General features: G+C 61.1%; 13 protein-coding genes and 3 tRNA genes. 10 read left to right on the top strand and 6 right to left on the bottom strand.

The window, feature by feature from the left end; translation table 11 throughout:
- Positions 1–222 precede the first annotated feature (222 nt).
- The 3 genes from ptrA to recD are packed head-to-tail and all read left to right on the top strand — an operon-like array spanning position 223 to position 8,506.
- A complete protein-coding gene (gene ptrA, locus GT753_RS20590) occupies positions 223–3,111 on the top strand; it encodes a pitrilysin (RefSeq protein WP_015378913.1) in 2,889 nt (962 codons plus the stop codon).
- Complete coding sequence (gene recB, locus GT753_RS20585) at positions 3,108–6,659, top strand: exodeoxyribonuclease V subunit beta (RefSeq protein WP_160125897.1); 3,552 nt, start codon at positions 3,108–3,110, stop codon at positions 6,657–6,659. The genes ptrA and recB overlap by 4 nt, the downstream gene beginning before the upstream one ends.
- The gene (gene recD, locus GT753_RS20580) at positions 6,656–8,506 is read left to right on the top strand and encodes an exodeoxyribonuclease V subunit alpha (protein ID WP_160125896.1); all 1,851 of its coding nucleotides are present in this window, start codon (positions 6,656–6,658) and stop codon (positions 8,504–8,506) included. The genes recB and recD overlap by 4 nt, the downstream gene beginning before the upstream one ends.
- 38 nt (positions 8,507–8,544) lie before the next feature.
- Here the strand turns inward: recD and argA are convergent, their stop codons facing one another.
- Complete coding sequence (gene argA, locus GT753_RS20575) at positions 8,545–9,870, bottom strand: amino-acid N-acetyltransferase (protein ID WP_031300600.1); 1,326 nt, start codon at positions 9,868–9,870, stop codon at positions 8,545–8,547.
- Between the two features lie 239 nt (positions 9,871–10,109).
- On the opposite strand from argA, the gene amiC reads away from it, so the two are divergent.
- Positions 10,110–11,363 (top strand): N-acetylmuramoyl-L-alanine amidase AmiC, encoded by a 1,254-nt coding sequence (gene amiC, locus GT753_RS20570; RefSeq protein ID WP_021505664.1) that lies wholly within the window; start codon positions 10,110–10,112, stop codon positions 11,361–11,363.
- Positions 11,364–11,453: 90 nt separating this feature from the next.
- Here amiC and GT753_RS20565 read toward each other — a convergent pair.
- From GT753_RS20565 to GT753_RS20555, 3 genes are all read right to left on the bottom strand, one after another.
- Positions 11,454–11,530: transfer RNA gene (locus tag GT753_RS20565), tRNA-Met, on the bottom strand.
- 65 nt (positions 11,531–11,595) lie between these two features.
- Positions 11,596–11,672: transfer RNA gene (locus tag GT753_RS20560), tRNA-Met, on the bottom strand.
- A 58-nt stretch (positions 11,673–11,730) separates the two neighbouring features.
- Positions 11,731–11,807: transfer RNA gene (locus GT753_RS20555), tRNA-Met, on the bottom strand.
- A gap of 216 nt (positions 11,808–12,023) precedes the next feature.
- Here GT753_RS20555 and mltA point away from each other — a divergent pair.
- Entirely contained in the window at positions 12,024–13,160 is a 1,137-nt protein-coding gene (gene mltA, locus GT753_RS20550; protein WP_004931884.1) for a murein transglycosylase A, read from the top strand.
- A gap of 84 nt (positions 13,161–13,244) precedes the next feature.
- A complete protein-coding gene (gene tcdA, locus GT753_RS20545) occupies positions 13,245–14,051 on the top strand; it encodes a tRNA cyclic N6-threonylcarbamoyladenosine(37) synthase TcdA (RefSeq protein ID WP_004931886.1) in 807 nt (268 codons plus the stop codon).
- Here the strand turns inward: tcdA and csdE are convergent.
- Positions 14,042–14,476 (bottom strand): cysteine desulfurase sulfur acceptor subunit CsdE, encoded by a 435-nt coding sequence (gene csdE, locus GT753_RS20540; RefSeq protein ID WP_021505663.1) that lies wholly within the window; start codon positions 14,474–14,476, stop codon positions 14,042–14,044. The two genes, tcdA and csdE, sit on opposite strands and share 10 nt — an antisense overlap.
- A 19-nt stretch (positions 14,477–14,495) precedes the next feature.
- Positions 14,496–15,701: a cysteine desulfurase CsdA gene (gene csdA / locus GT753_RS20535; protein WP_015378907.1), complete on the bottom strand. Its 1,206-nt coding sequence runs from the start codon at positions 15,699–15,701 to the stop codon at positions 14,496–14,498.
- 196 nt (positions 15,702–15,897) lie between these two features.
- Between csdA and GT753_RS20530 the strand changes: the two genes are divergently transcribed.
- From GT753_RS20530 to rlmM, 4 genes are all read left to right on the top strand, one after another.
- Complete coding sequence (locus GT753_RS20530; RefSeq protein ID WP_004931891.1) at positions 15,898–16,122, top strand: YgdI/YgdR family lipoprotein; 225 nt, start codon at positions 15,898–15,900, stop codon at positions 16,120–16,122.
- Between the two features lie 385 nt (positions 16,123–16,507).
- On the top strand, positions 16,508–17,425 hold the full coding sequence (locus tag GT753_RS20525; protein ID WP_004931894.1) for a transcriptional regulator GcvA: 918 nt from the start codon (positions 16,508–16,510) through the stop codon (positions 17,423–17,425).
- Between the two features lie 51 nt (positions 17,426–17,476).
- A complete protein-coding gene (locus GT753_RS20520; RefSeq protein WP_021505660.1) occupies positions 17,477–17,872 on the top strand; it encodes a DUF423 domain-containing protein in 396 nt (131 codons plus the stop codon).
- Positions 17,865–18,968, top strand: coding sequence for a 23S rRNA (cytidine(2498)-2'-O)-methyltransferase RlmM (rlmM, locus tag GT753_RS20515; RefSeq protein WP_015378905.1), 1,104 nt, complete (start codon positions 17,865–17,867; stop codon positions 18,966–18,968). The genes GT753_RS20520 and rlmM overlap by 8 nt, the downstream gene beginning before the upstream one ends.
- The last annotated feature ends 7 nt before the right edge of the window (positions 18,969–18,975 follow it).

Raw genomic sequence — 18,975 nt, 5'->3', positions numbered from 1 at the left:
GTGGTGCTGTGCGGCGGGAGGTGGTAAAAATAACGAAGGTTATATTCAACCATTGGGGTGATTCCCGGTCTTACATAACGTACAGGCATATACCCGCCGCGTTTTGGGGCGCCACATTGGCGAAGAATCCGGCGAGTACAGATTTGGTTATGTGGTTTTGATGTACGTCGCCAGCGTCAGGGAGTGGGCGTGGCGATGTCAGAATAGGGGTTTATTTTGGATATGCGCAGACAGTTGGCCCGCATCACCGGGCTGGTATTATTGGCTATGTGTTGGGCGCCGTTGAGTTGGGCCGCACAAGGATGGCAACCGCTGGCGGAGAAGATCAACAAGAGCGAGCACGATCCGCGTCAGTACGAGGCGATCAAGTTGGCTAACGGCATGACGGTGCTGCTGGTGTCCGATGCCCAGGCGCCGAAATCGCTGGCGGCGCTGGCATTGCCGGTTGGATCGCTCGAAGATCCGAACAGCCAACTGGGATTGGCGCACTATCTGGAACATATGGTGCTGATGGGCTCCAAACGCTATCCAGAGCCGGAAAACCTGTCCGAATTCCTGAAAAAGCACGGCGGCAGCCACAACGCCAGCACGGCCTCTTATCGCACCGCCTTCTATCTGGAAGTGGAAAATGACGCGCTGGAGCCGGCGGTCGACCGCATGGCCGACGCCATTGCCGAGCCGCTGCTGGATCCGGGCAATGCCGATCGCGAGCGTAACGCGGTGAACGCCGAGTTAACGATGGCGCGTTCGCGCGACGGCATGCGCATGGCGCAGGTCGGCGCGGAAACCCTGAACCCGGCGCACCCGAGCGCGCGCTTCTCCGGCGGCAATCTCGATACGTTGAAAGACAAGCCGGACAGCAAGTTGCACGATGAACTGACCGGCTTCTATAAGCGTTACTATTCCGCCAATCTGATGATGGGCGTTTTGTACGGTAATCAGTCGCTGCCGCAGTTGGCTGGCATTGCGGCGAAAACCTTTGGCCGCGTGCCGAATCATGACGCCAGCGTGCCGCCGATCACCGTGCCGGCCGTCACGCCGGAACAGCAGGGCATCATCATTCACTATGTGCCGGCGCAGCCGCGCAAGCAGCTGAAGGTCGAGTTCCGCATCGATAACAACAGCGCCGCGTTTCGCAGCAAAACCGATACCTACATCAGCTACCTGATCGGCAACCGCAGCAAAAACACCCTGTCTGACTGGCTGCAGAAGCAAGGGTTGGCGGACGCCATCAATGCCGGCGCCGATCCGATGGTGGATCGCAACGGCGGCGTCTTCGCCATCAGCGTTTCACTTACTGACAAAGGCCTGGCCCAGCGCGATGAGGTCGTCGCCGCCATTTTCAACTACCTGAAAATGCTGCGCAGCGAGGGCATCAAGCAGAGCTACTTCGATGAAATCTCGCATGTTCTGAACCTGGACTTCCGCTATCCCTCGATCACGCGCGACATGGACTACATCGAATGGCTGGTGGACACCATGCTGCGCGTGCCGGTTGAGCATGCGCTGGACGCGCCTTACCTGGCCGACCGTTATGATCCAAAGGCGATCGCCGAACGCCTGGACGCCATGACGCCGCAAAACGCGCGCATCTGGTTCGTCAGCCCGGATGAACCGCACAACAAGACGGCCTATTTCGTTAACGCGCCTTACCAAGTCGACAAAATCACGCCGCAGCGCTTTACGCAGTGGCAGCAGTTGGAGAGCGGCATTTCCCTGTCGCTGCCGGCGCTCAACCCGTACATCCCGGATGACTTTACCCTGACCAAGCCATCGCACGAGTTCAAGAAACCGGAAATGGTGGTGGATAAACCCGGCCTGCGCGTGTTGTACATGCCGAGTCGTTACTTCGCCGACGAGCCGAAGGCCGACGTCACCGTCGCTTTCCGCAACGCCAAAACCATGGATTCCGCGCGCAATCAGGTGCTGTTCTCGCTGACGGATTATCTGGCCGGCCTGGCGCTGGATCAGCTGAGCTATCAGGCATCGGTCGGTGGGCTGAGCTTCTCGACCTCGCCGAACAACGGCCTGATGTTTAACGCCAACGGTTTCACCCAACGTCTGCCGCAGTTGCTGACGGCGCTGATCGAGGGCTATTCCAGCTTCACGCCGACGGAAGATCAGCTGGCGCAGGCCAAGTCCTGGTATCTGGAGCAGCTGGACGCCGCCGAGAAGGGCAAGGCGTTTGAGCTGGCCATTCAGCCGGTGCAGATGGTTTCCCGCGTGCCGTATTCCGAACGCAGCGAGCGCCGCGAAGTGCTGAAGACGTTAACGCTGAAAGACGTGCTGGCCTATCGCGACAGCCTGCTGGCCGAGGCCACGCCGGAGCTGCTGGTAGTGGGCAACATGAGCAAGCAGCAGGTCGACACGTTGGCGTCGACGCTGAAACATCGTCTGGGCTGTACCGGGAGCGAATGGTGGCACGGCGAAGACGTGGTGGTGGACAAAGATCATCTGGCCAACCTGCAACAGGTGGGCAGCAGCACTGACTCGGCGCTGGCGGCGGTTTATGTGCCGACCGGCTACGACGAAGTGACCGGCATGGCCTACAGTTCGCTGCTGGGGCAGATTATTCAGCCGTGGTTTTACAGCCAGCTGCGCACGCAGGAGCAATTGGGGTACGCGGTCTTCGCTTTCCCGATGTCGGTGGGGCGCCAGTGGGGCGTGGGCTTCCTGTTGCAGAGCAACAGCAAACAGCCGGCCTACCTGTACCAGCGCTATCAGGATTTCTACCCGAAAACCGAGAAACGCCTGCGCGACATGAGCGAGGCGGACTTTGAACAGTACAAACAGGCGCTCATCAATGAGCTGAAACAGCGGCCGCAAACTCTGAGCGAAGAGGCCAGCCGGTTCGCCAACGATTTCGATCGCGGCAACTTCGCCTTCGATACTCGTCAGAAACTGATCGCGCAGGTGCAACAGCTGACGCCGGCCAAACTGGCGGATTATTTCCACCAGGCGGTGATCCAGCCACAGGGGCTGGCGGTGCTGTCGCAGGTTAGCGGCAGCGGGCAAGACAAGGCGGATTACGCGGCGCCTAAGGATTGGGTCACCTATCCGAACGCGTCGGCATTGCAGCAGATTTTGCCGCGTAAAGTGGCAACACCATGACGGAAATTGCCCCGCAGAGGCTGGAGCCGCTGTCGTTGCCGCTGTTCGGCGAACGCCTGATAGAAGCGTCGGCGGGCACCGGCAAAACTTTTACCATCGGCGCGCTGTACCTGCGCTTGCTGCTGGGGTTGGGCGGTGACGCGGCGTTTCCCCGCCCGCTGACGGTCGAAGAAATCCTGGTGGTGACCTTTACCGAGGCCGCCACCGAGGAGCTGCGCGGGCGCATCCGCGACAATATCCACGGGCTGCGCATCGCCTGCGTGCGCGGTGTCAGCGTCAACCCGTTGTTTTCGGCGCTGATGGAAGAAATTGACGATTTGAGCGACGCCGCCTCACAGCTGCTGGCGGCGGAGCGGCAAATGGACGAAGCGGCGATCTACACCATTCACGGCTTTTGCCAACGGATGCTGACGCACAACGCCTTCGAGTCCGGCATGTTGTTTGAACAAACGCTGGTGCAGGACGAGCTGCCGCTGCGGCGGCAGGCCTGTGCCGACTTTTGGCGTCGCCACTGCTATCCGTTGCCGCTGGGCGTGGCGCGTGCGGTCAGCCAGGAGTGGAGCGGCCCGGAAGCGTTGCTGGCCGATCTCTCCGGCTATCTGCACGGTGAAGCGCCGGCGCTGCGGCGGCCGCCGAAGGACGAAGAAACCGTCCTGATGCGCCACGAGCAGATCGTCGCGCGCATCGACGCCATCAAGGCGCAATGGCGGGCGGCGGCGGGCGATCTGGAGGCGTTAATCGCCCAGTCCGGCGTCGATAAGCGCAGCTACAGCAGCAAACACCTGCCGAACTGGCTGAACAAGGTCGGCGAATGGAGCGGGCAGGAGACCCAGGATTACCAACTGCCGAAGGAGCTGGACAAGTTTCGCCAGTCGGTGCTGCTGGAGAAGACCAAGAAGGGCGAGCCGCCGCGTCATGCGCTGTTCACGGCGATAGACGAACTGTTCGATGAACCCTTGACGCTGCGCGACCTGATCATGGCGCGCGCGCTCAGCGAGATCCGCACTTCCATTCAGCAGGAAAAGCGCCAGCGCGCCGAGCTGGGGTTTGACGACCTGCTCAGCCGGCTGGACGGCGCCCTGCAAAGCGGCGGCGGCGAACAGCTGGCGCAGGCGATCCGCCAGCGCTATCCGGTGGCGATGATCGATGAATTCCAGGATACCGATCCGCAGCAATACCGTATTTTCCAAAAACTTTACGTCGGCCGGCCCGATTGCGGCCTGCTGCTGATCGGCGATCCCAAGCAGGCGATTTACGCCTTTCGCGGCGCCGACATCTTTACCTACATGCGTGCGCGTTCAGAGGTGAGCGCCCACTATACGCTGGAGACCAACTGGCGCTCGTCGCCGTCGATGGTCGCCAGCGTCAATCACCTGTTTTCTCAGGTAGAAAAACCTTTCCTGTTCGGCCAAATCCCCTTTATTGAGGTTAACGCGGCGGAAAAGAACCAAGGGCTGGCGTTTGAATTGCACGGCACGCCGCAGCCGGCGATGCAGTTCTGGCTGCAGCAGGGAGAAGGCGTGGGTGTAAGTGATTACCAACAGCTGATGGCGCGCCTGTGCGCCACGCAAATTCGCGACTGGCTCAGCGCCGGGCAGCAGGGGCTGGCGCGGCTGCAGAGCGGCAAGGCGTCACGGCCGGTACAAGCCTCCGATATCACGGTGCTGGTGCGCAGCCGCAATGAGGCGGCGTTGGTGCGCGATGCGCTGAGCGCGCTGTCTATCCCGTCGGTCTACCTGTCCAACCGCGACAGCGTGTTTGACACCCCGGAGGCCAAAGACCTGCTGTGGTTGCTGCAGGCGGTGTTGGCACCGGAGCAGGAGCGTACGCTGCGCAGCGCCATGGCCACCGGGCTGATGGGGCTGGACGCGCCGACGCTGGACGGCCTGAGCCGCGATGAGCGCGCCTGGGACGCGCTGGTTAATGAATTCGACAATTACCGCACGCTCTGGCTGCGCCGCGGCGTGTTGCCGATGCTGAGCGAGGTGATGAAAGCGCGCCAACTGGCGGAGAACCTGCTGGCCAGCGCCGGCGGCGAGCGTCGCTTGACCGACGTGCTGCATCTGGGGGAGCTGTTGCAAGAAGCGGCGGCGCAGCTCGACAGCGAGCATGCGCTGGTGCGCTGGCTGGCGCAGCAGATCGCCCAGCCTAATCGCCAGTCCGACAATCAGCAGCTGCGGCTGGAGAGCGACCGGCATCTGGTGCAGGTGATCACGATCCACAAGTCCAAGGGGCTGGAGTTCGATCTGGTGTGGCTGCCGTTCGTCGGCAACTTCCGCCAGCAGCAGCAGGCGCTGTATCACGATCGCCACAGTTTCCAGGCGTTGCTGGACCTCGACGCCAATGAAGAGAGCCAGGCCTGGGCGGAGGAGGAGCGGTTAGCGGAAGACCTGCGTCTGCTGTACGTGGCGCTGACCCGCTCGGTGTACCACTGCAGCATCGGCATCGCGCCGTTGTTCCAGGGCACGCGCAAGAAGCAGGGCGATACCGATCTGCACCGCAGCGCATTGGGCTATCTGGTGCAGGGCGGGCAGCCCGGCGACGCCGTGTATCTGCAGGAGCGCCTGCAGCAATTGGCGGGTGGCGGCATTGCGCTGTCGCTGGTTGAATCGCCGGACGAGGCGCCTTGGCAGCCCCAGACGGCGTTGGCCGAAGCGCTGGCGGCGAAAAGCTTTACCCGGCGGATCCAGGATTTTTGGCGGGTGACCAGCTATACCGGTTTGCAGCAGCACGGTGCGAGCCTGATGCAGGATCTGCTGCCGCGTCTGGATATCGACGCAGCCGGTGAGCGCGGGGAAGAAAGTGAGCCAGCGCTTACACCGCATACCTTCCCGCGCGGCGCAACGCCCGGCACTTTCCTGCACAGCCTGTTTGAAACGCTGGACTTCACCCAGCCGCTCGACGAACAGTGGCTGCTGGAACAGCTGCAGCAGCAAGGGTTCGCTGAACACTGGCAGCCGATTTTGCTGGCGTGGATGCAGGTATTGCTCAACACGCCGCTCGATGGCAGCGGCGTGACGCTGGCGGCGCTGACGCCGCAGCATAAGCAGGCCGAGCTGCAGTTCTATTTGCCGATTAATCAGTTGTTGCAGGCGAAGGGTCTCGATGCTCTGGTGAAGCGTTACGATCCGCTTTCCGCTCGCTGCCCGGCGCTGGATTTCCATCAGGTGCAGGGCATGCTGAAAGGCTTTATCGACCTGGTGTTCTGTTGGCAGGGCAAATACTACCTGCTGGACTACAAGTCCAACTGGTTAGGGGAAGACAGCAGCGCCTATACCCGGCCGGCGATGGAGCAGGCGATGGCGGAGCATCGTTACGATCTGCAATATCAGCTGTATACGCTGGCGCTGCACCGTTATCTGCGTCATCGGCTGCCGGATTACGATTACCGGCGCCATTTCGGCGGGGTGATTTATCTGTTCCTGCGCGGCGTGGATGCGGCGCACCCGGGCAACGGCATTTTCACCTGTCTTCCCGAGTTTGAGCTGGTGGCGGGGATGGATCGCTTGTTCAGCGGCGAGGCTGCTGCGACGGAGGATGGATCATGATCGCACTGCTGGAGCAGGCGGTGGCGCTTGGCGTGTTGCGCCCGCTGGACGTGCAGTTCGCCCGCGTGGTGGCGAACGAAGACGAGCCCGATATTTTGCTGGCTGCCGCCTGCCTGAGCGCAGAGGCGGGGGCCGGTCACGTCTGTCTGATGCTGGAGCAGCTGCAGGCGGATACGCTGTTTGAAGGGCGCCAACCGGCGCTGGCGCTGGCGCTGTGGGAGGCGGCCGGGCGACCGGATAGCGAGCGTTGGCAGCAGCGCCTGGCGGCCAGCGCGGCGGTCGGGGACGGCAGTAGCGCTACGCCGCTGGTGCTGCGCGGGCCGCGCTTGTATCTGCAGCGCATGTGGCAAAACGAAGGTGAAGTGGCGGCGTTTATCGGCGGCGAAGGCGAGTCGCTGGCGGTGCCGGAGGCTGAACTGCGCACTATTCTCGACCGCTTGTTCGGTTCGGCGAGCGACGAACCCGATTGGCAGAAGATCGCCGCCGCGGTAGCCGCCACGCGGCGCATTGCGGTCATTTCCGGCGGGCCGGGCACCGGTAAAACCACCACCGTCGCCAAGCTGTTGGCGGCGCTGGTGCAGTTGGATGAAAGCGCGCGCTTGCGCATTCAGCTGGCGGCACCGACTGGCAAGGCGGCGGCGCGTCTGACGGAGTCGCTTGGCAGCGCCAGCCGTCAGCTGGCGTTGACCCCGGCGCAGCAGGCGCTGTTCCCGACCGAGGCGGCGACGTTACACCGCCTGTTGGGGGCGCAGCCGAACAGTCAACGCATGCGCTATCACCGCGGCAACCGGCTGCATTTGGATGTGCTGGTGGTGGATGAGGCCTCGATGGTCGATCTGCCGATGATGGCGCGCCTGATTGCCGCGCTGCCCGATCGGGCGCGGGTGATTTTCCTCGGCGATCGCGATCAGCTGGCCTCGGTGGAGGCCGGCGCGGTGCTGGGGGACATTTGCCGTTTTGCCGAGCAGGGATACAGCGATGCGCGTGCCGCAGAGCTGAGCCGCCTGACCGGCTGTTCGCTCGCAGGGCGGCAGGCTGATGCGGAAGCGGCGGTGCGCGACAGCCTGTGTCTGCTGCGCAAGAGCTACCGTTTCGATGCCCGTTCCGGCATCGGTCAGCTGGCGTTGGCGGTCAACGCCGGTGCGGGGGATCGCGCGCTGGCGGCATTAAACGGCAGTTTCGGCGATGTCGCGGGCTATGCGCTGGCGACGAGCGAAGAGTATCAGGCGCTGCTGGATGCCTGCGTGGCGGGCTATCGCGACTATCTGCGGCTGACTGCCGAAGGCGCGGATGCGGCGGCGGTGCTGGCCGCCTTTAGCCGCTTCCAGGTACTGTGCGCGCTGCGTGAAGGGCCGTTCGGCGTTGCCGGCCTGAATGAACGTATTGAACTCGGGCTGCAGCGCGCCGGTCTGATCGACCGCAAACCGGGCGTGCTCGGCCGCTGGTATCGGGGGCGGCCGGTGATGATCGGCCGCAACGACAGCGCGCTGGGGTTATTCAATGGGGATATCGGCATTACGCTGCCGGATGAGCGCGGCGAGCTGCGCGTGCATTTCCAACTGCCTGATGGAAGCATCAAGTCGGTGCAGCCGAGCCGTTTGCCGGCGCATGAAACCGCCTATGCCATGACGGTGCACAAATCTCAGGGATCGGAGTTTGACCATACGGTGCTGGTGTTGCCGAATCACTTCCTGCCGGTGCTGACGCGTGAATTGGTCTATACCGCGATCACCCGTGCGCGTAAGCAGCTCTCGCTGTATGCCACGGAGGCGGTGCTGCTGCGGGCCATTCGTATGCCGACCCAGCGCCGCAGCGGATTGGCTGAACGGCTGCAGGCAACGGAATAAGCGATGAAGGGGCGCGGTAGCGGCCGCGCCCACAGGGATTACAGATCCGCCAGCAGAATTTTGGAGCGGCGCTGATAGTTGTACAACGCCTGCTTCTGCATCGGCAGCACGTCGACCTCCGCCGGAGTGAAGCCACGCTCCTGGAACCAGTGGATGCTGCGGGTGGTCAGCACGAACAGCTTCTTCAATCCCATCTGCCGCGCCTGATTTTCCACCCGCTGCAGCAGCATCTCGCCGCGCGAAGAGCTGCGGTAATCGGGATGCACCGCCACGCAGGCCATCTCACCGATTTTTTCCTCCGGGAACGGGTACAGCGCCGCACAGGCGATGGTCAGGTTGTCGCGTTCGATAATGGTGAATTTGTCGATCTCCATCTCCAGCTGTTCACGCGAACGGCGCACCAGAATACCTTGCTGTTCGAGCGGCCGAATGAGCTCCAGAATACCGCCGATGTCGTTGATCGTCGCCCGGCGCACCTGTTCGGCGCTCTCCATCACGATTTGGGTGCCGATGCCGTCGCGTGAGAACAGTTCTTGCACCAGCGCGCCGTCCTCCTGATAGCTGATCAGGTGGCTGCGGCGCACGCCGCTGCGGCAGCCTTTCACCGCGCCGCGCAGGAAGCGCACGGTGCCGGAATGGTAATCGCCGCCTTCCTCCAGCTCTTCAAGGCGCTTTTGCGCGTCGTTGGGGAACAGCTCGGAAAGGATGTTGCCTTCCGCGTCGGTCACGCCCTGCGAGGAGCAGAAACCGATCATTTTTTCCGCTTTCAGTTTGATCGCCAGCTGAGTCGCGACTTCTTCCGAAGTCAGATTGAAGCTCTCGCCGGTGACCGAAACCGCGACCGGGCCGATCAGCACGATGGCGTTGCTGTCGAGCTGACGGTGGATCGCGTCTTCATCGATGCGGCGAATGCGGCCGCTGTGGCAGTAGTCGATGCCGTCATCAACGCCCAGCGGCTGCGCGATGATGAAGTTGCCGCTGACTACGTTGATATGCGCGCCTTGCAGCGGCGTGTTGTTGAGGCTCATCGACAGCCGAGCGGTGATGTCGAGCTGCAGCAGGCCGGCGGCCTGCTTGACCAGTTCGAGCGTATGGGCGTCGGTCACGCGGGTGTGTTTGTGGTAGATCGGCTCATAGTTATGCTGAGCCAGATTGGCGTCGATCTGCGGCCGCGCGCCGTAAACCACCACCAGGCGAATGCCCAGGCTATGCAGCAACCCGATATCGTTGACGATGTTGGAGAAATTCTCGTGTTCGATGGCTTCCCCGCCGAGCATGATGACGAACGTCTTGCCGCGGTGGGCGTTGATATAGGGGACTGAGTGACGGAATCCTTGCACCAGCTCTGTACTACGTTCCTTCACGGCCAAACCTCTTTGCATATTTATACGATATTTTTGTATTTTTATTCTTTTATTGCGCCGATGGCAAGTGGGAAATCGTCATGAAGCGTGCGCTAAGGGCGCTAAATCGTTAATAAATTGAAAAACCATAAAAAGATTTTCTGATGACAGGGCTGGAATGATTGGTTAAAGTTTTCGGCATCCCCATTTCATTGGTGTTTTTTTCATCTGTTGTAAACAGCTATTACTGCCGGAGCCGCATGCCAAACGCTAATCACAATCTGGGCCGCCGTCGTTTATTACAGGGCGTTGCCGCCAGCTGGTTGCTGAGTGTGAGTCGTACGGGCTTCGCCGCATCATCGCACGTGATCGCCGTGCGCGTCTGGCCATCCTCCACCTATACCCGCGTCACGCTGGAATCCAACGTCGAGCTGAAATACAAGCAGTTCGCCCTGACCAATCCCGATCGCGTGGTGGTGGATATCGAAGGCGTTCACCTCAACAGCGTGCTGAAGGGCATCGCCGGGCAGGTGCGCGCCGACGATCCTTATCTCAAGCAGGCGCGCGTCGGCCAGTTCGATCAGAATACCGTGCGGCTGGTGCTGGAGCTCAAACAAAGCGTCAGCCCGCATATTTTCACGCTGGCGCCGGTGCCGGAGTATCGCAACCGTCTGGTGATGGATCTCTATCCGACCAAGGGCGGCAGCGGCGGCGAGGAATATGATCCGCTACTGGCGTTACTGGAAGATTACAACAAGGGCGATCTGGAGCGCACGCTGCCGCCGGAAGCGCCGCAGGCCGGCAAAGCGGGGCGCGATCGGCCGATCGTCATCATGCTGGATCCCGGCCACGGCGGCGAAGATCCCGGCGCGATCGGCAAGTACAAGACGCGCGAGAAAGACATCGTACTGCAGATTGCCCGCAAGCTGAACGCCATGATCAAGCGCGAGCCGAACATGAAAGTGTTCATGACGCGTAATGAGGACGTGTTTATTCCGCTCAAGGTGCGCGTCGCCAAGGCGCGCAAGCAGCGCGCCGATCTGTTCGTTTCGATTCATGCCGACGCCTTCACCAGCCGCGCTGCGCGCGGGTCATCGGTGTTCGCATTGTCCACCAAAGGCGCCACCAGCTCGGCGGCCAAGTTCCTGGCGCAGACGCAGAATGCCTCGGACCAAATCGGCGGCGTCAGCAAGAGCGGCGACCGCTATCTCGACCACACCATGTTCGATCTGATCCAGACCGCGACCATCAACGACAGCCTGAAATTCGGCAAGGAAGTGTTGAACCGGATGGGCAAAATCAACCGGTTGCACAAGAATCGCGTCGATCAGGCCGGTTTTGCGGTGTTGAAGGCGCCGGATATCCCGTCGATCCTGGTGGAAACGGCGTTTATCAGCAACATCGAAGAGGAGCGCAAGCTGCGCACCAGCCACTTCCAGCAGCAGGTGGCGGAGTCGATTCTGGCGGGCATCAAGGCTTATTTCGCCAACGGCGGCGCGCTGGCGAGTCGATAACGGCAGGGCCGGGCGCGAGTCCGGCTATTTTCGCGGATTGCAGATACAAAAAAACACCCGTCAGGGTGCTTATCTGTTGTCATCAAGAGTTGGTTGCGGGGGCCGGATTTGAACCGACGACCTTCGGGTTATGAGCCCGACGAGCTACCAGGCTGCTCCACCCCGCGTCCGTCTTGATGCGGTATTACGACGAAACCACCGTTCATGTTATGCCGCTGGTACGACATTCGGTTGGTTGCGGGGGCCGGATTTGAACCGACGACCTTCGGGTTATGAGCCCGACGAGCTACCAGGCTGCTCCACCCCGCGTCCGTGTAATACTTTGTTATCGAAACCAAACGAAAAATACCGCCAATGCGGCATCGGTTGGTTGCGGGGGCCGGATTTGAACCGACGACCTTCGGGTTATGAGCCCGACGAGCTACCAGGCTGCTCCACCCCGCGTCCGATGGATGCGCACTATACTCTCCATGCGTTTTGTTGCAAACCCTTTTTGCATTTTATTGCCCTAAACCCGTTTTTCTGCTGAATTTGCCCGCAATTTGCCTTCTTTTTCATCACCATCCTCCGTGCGGCTTTTTTTATTTGCAGCGATTCCTTTATCAATGAGCGTTTGTTATCGTTCAGCCGGTAGATCATATCAGTTTGAGAGTGTGCGCGATGAAAGGACGTTGGGGCAAATACCTGCTGGGCGGGTTGATGGTGGCGGTGTTGGCGGGCTGTTCGTCCAAGCCGACCGATCGGGGTCAGCAATATAAGGACGGCCGTCTGGATCAATCGCTGGAGCTGGTCAATCAGCCCAACGCCAAAGGTTCGCCGGTCAACGCCAAGGATTACTCGGATCAGCTGATGGAGATCAAGTACGCGTCGCCTTCGCTGTTTAACCGCAACAACAGCACCTATCAGGCGGTGCAAAGCTGGATGGCGTCCGGCGCCGACACGCGCATGCTGAGCCAGTACGGCCTCAGCGCTTACCAGATGGAAGGCGTCGACAATTACGGCAACGTGCAGTTTACCGGCTACTATACGCCGGTGGTGCAGGCGCGCTATACCCAACAGGGCGAGTTCCGCTATCCGCTGTACCGCATGCCGCCGAAGGGCAGGGGCCGCTTGCCGGATCGCGCGGGCATCTACTCCGGCGCGCTCGACGATCGCTATATCATCGCTTACACCAACTCGCTGATGGACAACTTCATGATGGAAGTCCAGGGCAGCGGTTATGTCGACTACGGCAACGGCCAGCCGCTGGTGTTCTTCGGTTACGGCGGCAAGAACGGCCACGCCTATCGCAGCATCGGCAAGGTGCTGATCGATCGCGGCGAAGTGGCCAAGGCGGACATGTCGATGCAGGCGATCCGTCAGTGGGCGGATACCCACAGCGCCGCAGAGGTGCGTGAGCTGCTGGAGCAGAACCCATCGTTCGTGTTCTTCCGCCCGGAAGCTTTTGCGCCGGTGAAAGGCGCCAGTGCGGTGCCGCTGATCGCCAAAGCCTCGGTGGCTTCCGACCGTTCGCTGATCCCGGCGGGCACCACGCTGCTGGCCGAAGTGCCGCTGCTGGACAACAAGGGTAAATTCACGGGAAAATACGAGATGCGTCTGATGGTCGCGCTCGACGTGGGCGGCGCCATCAAGGGCCAGCATTTTGACATGTATCAGGGCATCGGGCCGGAAGCCGGCCACTCGGCGGGGTACTACAACCACTACGGCCGCGTCTGGGTGCTGAAGAACAACGGCGGTGGCCAGCTGTTCAGCGCCAATCAGTCAAACGGCGGCGGTTCGTTGCTGGCCACCCGCTAAACGCATACGGCGTGAAAAGATTGACCCGCAAGGGCCGGATTTTCCGGCCCTTATCATTTGCATTACGAAGGTAATTAAAGCGTTATGAGCACAGCTTATTCGGAAGCCTATCTGCAGCGTTTCGGCGGCACGGCGCGGTTGTACGGCCAGCAGGCGCTGGCGGTGTTCGCGCAGGCACACGTCTGCGTGATCGGCATCGGCGGCGTGGGTTCCTGGGCGGCTGAGGCGCTGGCGCGCACCGGCATCGGCGCCATCACCCTGATCGACATGGATGATGTCTGCGTCACCAATACCAATCGTCAAATCCACGCATTGCGTCAGCATGTCGGGCAATCCAAAACCGAGGTGATGGCGGAGCGTATCCTGGCGATTAACCCGGAATGCCGGGTGACCTGCATCGATGATTTCATTACCCCGGACAACGTCGCCGAGCTGCTGGACCATAACTTCAGCTATGTCATCGACGCCATCGACAGCGTGCGGCCGAAGGCGGCGCTGCTGTCCTACTGCCGCCGTTTCAAGATCCCGGTGGTGACTACCGGCGGCGCCGGCGGGCAAATAGACCCGACTAAAATCGAAGTGGCCGATCTGGCGAAGACTATTCAGGATCCGCTGGCCGCCAAACTGCGCGAGCGGCTGAAGCACGATTTCAACGTGGTGAAAAACGGCAAGGGCAAGCTGGGCATCGACTGTGTCTTCTCCAGCGAGCCGCTGGTTTATCCGCAGCCGGACGGCTCGGTATGCGCTTCGCGCAGCACGGCGGAAGGGCCGAAAAGAATGGATTGCAGCGCAGGTTTCGGCGCGGCGACCATGGTCACCGCCACCTTCGGCTTCGTCGCCGTGTCGCACGCGCTGAAAAAGATGGTGGCGAAGGCGGCGCGTCAGGCGTAACGGGCGGCGATCGCCTTTACGGCGGCGGCCAACGCCGCCAGGCCGCTGGCGCGGGTGGCGCTCAGCTGCGCGCGCAATGCCAGGCGGTCGAACAGCGCCAGCGGATCCATTGCGGCGATCTGCGGCGGCGTTTTCCCTTCCACTTCGGTCAGCAGCACCGCCAGCAGGCCGCGCACGATGCGGCCTTCGCTGTCGCCATAGAAGTGCAGCGTGCCGTCTTCCAGCAACTGGTGCCCCAGCCAGACGCGGTTTTCACAACCGCTCAATGCCATTTCTTCACTGCGCAAGGCTTCCGGCAGCGGCGGCAGCCGTTTTGCGAGCATAATCAGCTGGCGGTAGCGGTCTTCCCACTGTTTCAGTGCGCTGAAGGTGGCGATCAACGCGTCGGCGGTGATCTCTCGGCCAAAAGGATGGGGGGCGAGCATAGCGTCTCCGGGAGTCAAGTCAGTCGGCCAGCAGATCGAGGGCGTAAGTTAACGCGCTGACCAGCGTATCGACGTCCTGTTGAGTATTGTAGGGAGCGAACGACGCGCGCAGCGTGCCGCTGACGCCTAACGCCGCCATCAGCGGCTGCGCACAGTGCTGGCCGGCGCGCAGCGCAATGCCTTGCTCCGCCAGCAGCGTGATGATGTCGCTGTGGTGTACGCCGGCGATATCGAACGCCAGCAGGCTGGAACCGGAACTGCGGAAGCTGCGAAAGCCCGGCAGCTGCGCCAACCGCTGTTCCGCCCGGTCCGCCAGCTCGCGGCTGTAGCGCTCCGCCGCCGCCATATCCTGTTCGCTGAGCCAGGTGAGCGCAGCGGCCAATCCCAGCACGCCGGCGATGTTTGGCGTGCCGGCCTCGAAGCAGTGCGGCGGCTTTTGCGGGGTAAAGCCGTCGAACGACGCCTGGATCAGCATCTTTCCCCCTCCTTGCCACGGCGCCATCTGCGCCAGCAGCTCGGCTTTGCCGTACAGCGCGCCGATGCCGGTCGGGCCATACAGCTTGTGGCCGGAGAAGGCGTAAAAATCGATGTCGAGCCGCTGTACGTCGGCCGGGCCGTGCACCACGCCCTGGGCGCCGTCGATCATCACGCGCGCGCCGGCGGCATGGGCCAGCGCGATAGCCGGCGCCAGATCCGGGCAGCCGCCGGTGACGTTGGACATTTGCCCCAGCGCCAACAGGCGGGTTTTGTCATTGAGCAGGGCGGGCAGCTGCGCCAGGTCCGGCAACCGATCGGCGCCGATCGGCAGTTTCACCACCCGCGCGCCGGTTTGCTCCGCCACCATCAGCCAGGGGATCAGGTTGGCGTGGTGTTCCGCTTCGCTCACCAGAATTTCATCATCTGGCTGCAGACGCGGGCGCAGGTAGCTCTGTGCCACCAGGTTGATCGCCTCGGTGGTGCCGCGCGTCCAGACGATGTCGTCGGCCGACGGCGCATGGATCAGTTGCGCGACCTGGCCGCGCGCCTGCTCGAAACGGGCGGTCAGATCCTGCGCCGCCCGATGCTGGCTGCGGTGCACGGTGGCGGCGTCGTCGCGATAAAACTGCTGCGTGGCGTCGATCACCGCCTGCGGTTTCAACGCGGTGGCGGCGCTGTCCAGATAGATGCCGTCCTGCGCGAGCGCGGGAAACTGTTGGCGAAAAAGGCTGGGGTTAAAAGGCGTCATACCCTGATTGTCACTGGCTTGAGTCGATGGGTGATCCTGTCCTATTTTGCCGCCGGAGACAAGCGTTCGCGCCGATTAGGACTTATCGCCTGGCAAAATTGGGAAAGTTTGTTATGCTATTAAACGTGCGCTTATTAATCGCATCTATACACATAAAAGGTATTTATCAGCATTTAAAACTACAAAGGAGTCCTCAATGAAGAAAACAGCCGCAGTTATCTCTGCCCTGATGCTTACGTTCACCCTGGCCGCCTGTTCCAGCAACTACGTGATGCATACCAATGACGGACGCACCATTGTCGCTGACGGTAAGCCTAAAGTGGATAACGATACCGGCATGATCAGCTATAAAGACGCCAACGGCGTCGAGCAACAGATCAACCGCGCCGATGTGAAAGAGATGGTTGAAAGCAACCAGTAACCGTCAGGCAAAAAAAAGCACCGCAAGTTTTGCGGTGCTGCATAAAATCACTATGGACAGACAGGGTAAATGTACAGGAAGTGAAAAAACAGTAGCCTAGCTACCATGTCCGGAATCGCCGGACAATTTGCAAACACAACATCACAACCACAAGCCAAAAGTTCATCGGCGTCCTCGACACCCACTCCCTTTTCGTTCCGGCCCGGGAAGTGCCGCCACTATAGGTATTTGCTGGCGCATCCTCAACGGACAAATTATAATGGCTCGGATAAAAAAAACTAATGGCAATACGCCGTTAGCGTTTACCGATGGCTTGCCACGCAAAGCCGCCCGATTTTCGGCGCCGAATCATTCGGATTAATGTTACACAAAAGTAGCTAATTTAATGTCTAAACGCTTACCTCCCCTCAATGCGCTGCGCGTGTTCGATGCGGCCGCTCGCCACCTGAGTTTCACCAAGGCGGCGGAAGAGCTGTTCGTGACCCAGGCCGCGGTGAGCCACCAGATCAAGTCGCTGGAGGACTTCCTCGGGCTGAAGCTGTTTCGTCGGCGCAACCGCTCGCTGCTGCTGACCGAAGAGGGGCAAAGTTACTACCTCGATATCAAGGAGATCTTCTCTTCGATCAACGAGGCGACGCGCAAGCTGCAGGCGCGCAGCGCCAAGGGGGCATTGACCGTCAGTCTGCCGCCGAGCTTCGCCATTCAGTGGCTGGTGCCGCGCTTGTCCGGCTTTAACTCAGCTTATCCGGGGATCGATGTGCGCATCCAGGCGGTGGACCGCGAAGAAGACAAGCTGGCGGACGACGTCGATGTGGCGATTTTCTACGGCCGCGGCAATTGGCCGGGGCTGCGCGCCGAGCGCCTGTATGCGGAATATCTGCTGCCGGTTTGTTCGCCGAGCCTGCTGACCGGCGATCATCCGCTGAAAACCGCAGACGATCTGGCTTATCATACGTTGCTGCATGACGTTTCACGCCGTGACTGGCTGGCCTATACGCGCCAGCTGGGGTTGCAACACATCAATGTGCAGCAGGGGCCGATCTTCAGCCACAGCGCCATGGTGGTGCAGGCGGCGGTGCACGGTCAGGGCGTGGCGCTGGTGAACAACGTGATGGCGCAAACCGAGATTGAAGCCGGTCGTCTGGTGTGCCCGTTCAACGATGTGTTGGTCAGTAAAAATGCTTTTTATCTGGTATGTCATGACAGCCAGGCAGAACTGGGTAAAATAGCCGCCTTCCGGCAGTGGATCCTGGCGCGTGCCGCCAGCGAACAAGAGAAGTTCCGCTTCCGCTACGAACAATAAGGCCGGCCGCCGCCTTGCCGCGGCCGGTGATTTTTAATGGGATAGATCACGATGAGCAGCCGTTCCATGCTGGTTTTCGCCGCTATCAGCGGCTTTGTATTTGTCGCGCTGGGCGCATTCGGCGCGCATGTGTTAAGCGGCACGCTGGGCGCCAACGAAATGGCCTGGATCCGCACCGGGCTGGAGTATCAGGGGTTCCACACCCTGGCTATCCTGGCGCTGGCGATCGCGATGCAGCGCCGCGTGAGCCTGTGGTTTTACTGGAGCGGAGCGCTGTTGGCGTTCGGCACCGTGTTGTTCAGCGGCAGCCTCTATTGCCTGGCGCTGTCGCACCTGAAGGTCTGGGTATATATCACGCCGGTTGGCGGCGTGTGCTTCTTGATCGGCTGGATATTGATGTTGATTGGCGCTTTGCGTCTGAGGAAAAAGGCCGAGCGCCATGAATAAGATTGCGTTGTACTGCCGCCCCGGCTTCGAAAAAGAGTGTGCGGCGGAGATCACCGATAAAGCCGCCCAGCTGGAGATTTACGGCTTTGCGCGGGTAAAAGAGCACAGCGGTTACGTGTTGTTCGAATGCTATCAGCCGGACGATGCCGACCGTTTGGCGCGGGAAATTCCGTTCCGCGAACTGATTTTCGCCCGCCAGATGATCGTGGTGGGGGAGTTGCTGCGCGATCTGCCGCCGGAAGATCGGGTATCGCCGATCGTCGGCATGTTGATCGGCGTGGTCGATCGCGGCGGCGAGCTGCGGGTGGAAGTGCCGGACACCAACGAAAGCAAAGAGCTGATGAAGTTCTGCCGCAAGCTGACGGTGCCGCTGCGCGCCGCGATGCGCGAGCAGAAGGTGCTGATGGCGCGCGAGAACCCGACTCGCCCGGTGGTACATGTATTTTTCATCGCGCCGGGCTGCTGCTACGTCGGTTATTCCTACAGCAACAACAACTCACCGTTCTATATGGGCATTCCGCGTCTGCGTTTCCCGGCCGATGCGCCGAGCCGCTCGACGCTGAAGCTGGAAGAAGCGTTCCACGTGTTCATCCCCGCCGACGAGTGGGACGAGCGCCTGGCCAGCGGCATGCACGCAGTCGATCTGGGGGCCTGCCCGGGCGGCTGGACCTATCAGCTGGTGAAACGCAGCATGATGGTGCATTCGGTGGATAACGGCCCGATGGCGCCGAGCCTGATGGAAACCGGCCAGGTAACGCATCACCGCGCCGACGGCTTCAAGTTCGAGCCGAACAGCAGCAAGATCTATTGGTTGGTGTGCGACATGGTGGAAAAACCGGCGAAGGTGACCAGCCTGATGATTCAGTGGCTGGTGAAAGGCTGGTGCCGCGAAGCGATCTTTAACCTCAAACTGCCGATGAAAAAGCGCTATGAGGAAGTGTCGCAAAACCTGATGAACATCCGCGAAGCGTTGAGCGCCGCCGGCATCAGCGCTGAAGTGCACGCCAAGCAGCTGTATCACGATCGTGAAGAGATCACCGTACACGTGCGCCGCATGTGGTCGGCGGTGCCGGGCCGCCGCGACGAGCGCGATTAACCGCGTT

The organism is Serratia sp. Z4, assembly GCF_009900725.1.
In the GTDB taxonomy this organism is placed as follows: Bacteria; Pseudomonadota; Gammaproteobacteria; order Enterobacterales; family Enterobacteriaceae; genus Serratia; species Serratia nematodiphila.
This window is presented reverse-complemented; position numbering and strand designations above follow the sequence as displayed.

Excerpts from the sequence above, each read along its gene's own strand:
- ptrA (WP_015378913.1), top strand. The coding sequence starts at position 223 with ATGCGCAGACAGTTGGCCCGCATCACCGGGCTGGTATTATTGGCTATG.
- recB (WP_160125897.1), top strand. The coding sequence starts at position 3,108 with ATGACGGAAATTGCCCCGCAGAGGCTGGAGCCGCTGTCGTTGCCGCTG.
- recD (WP_160125896.1), top strand. The coding sequence starts at position 6,656 with ATGATCGCACTGCTGGAGCAGGCGGTGGCGCTTGGCGTGTTGCGCCCG.
- amiC (WP_021505664.1), top strand. The coding sequence starts at position 10,110 with ATGCCAAACGCTAATCACAATCTGGGCCGCCGTCGTTTATTACAGGGC.
- mltA (WP_004931884.1), top strand. The coding sequence starts at position 12,024 with ATGAAAGGACGTTGGGGCAAATACCTGCTGGGCGGGTTGATGGTGGCG.
- tcdA (WP_004931886.1), top strand. The coding sequence starts at position 13,245 with ATGAGCACAGCTTATTCGGAAGCCTATCTGCAGCGTTTCGGCGGCACG.
- csdE (WP_021505663.1), bottom strand. The coding sequence starts at position 14,476 with ATGCTCGCCCCCCATCCTTTTGGCCGAGAGATCACCGCCGACGCGTTG.
- csdA (WP_015378907.1), bottom strand. The coding sequence starts at position 15,701 with ATGACGCCTTTTAACCCCAGCCTTTTTCGCCAACAGTTTCCCGCGCTC.
- GT753_RS20530 (WP_004931891.1), top strand. The coding sequence starts at position 15,898 with ATGAAGAAAACAGCCGCAGTTATCTCTGCCCTGATGCTTACGTTCACC.
- GT753_RS20525 (WP_004931894.1), top strand. The coding sequence starts at position 16,508 with ATGTCTAAACGCTTACCTCCCCTCAATGCGCTGCGCGTGTTCGATGCG.
- GT753_RS20520 (WP_021505660.1), top strand. The coding sequence starts at position 17,477 with ATGAGCAGCCGTTCCATGCTGGTTTTCGCCGCTATCAGCGGCTTTGTA.
- rlmM (WP_015378905.1), top strand. The coding sequence starts at position 17,865 with ATGAATAAGATTGCGTTGTACTGCCGCCCCGGCTTCGAAAAAGAGTGT.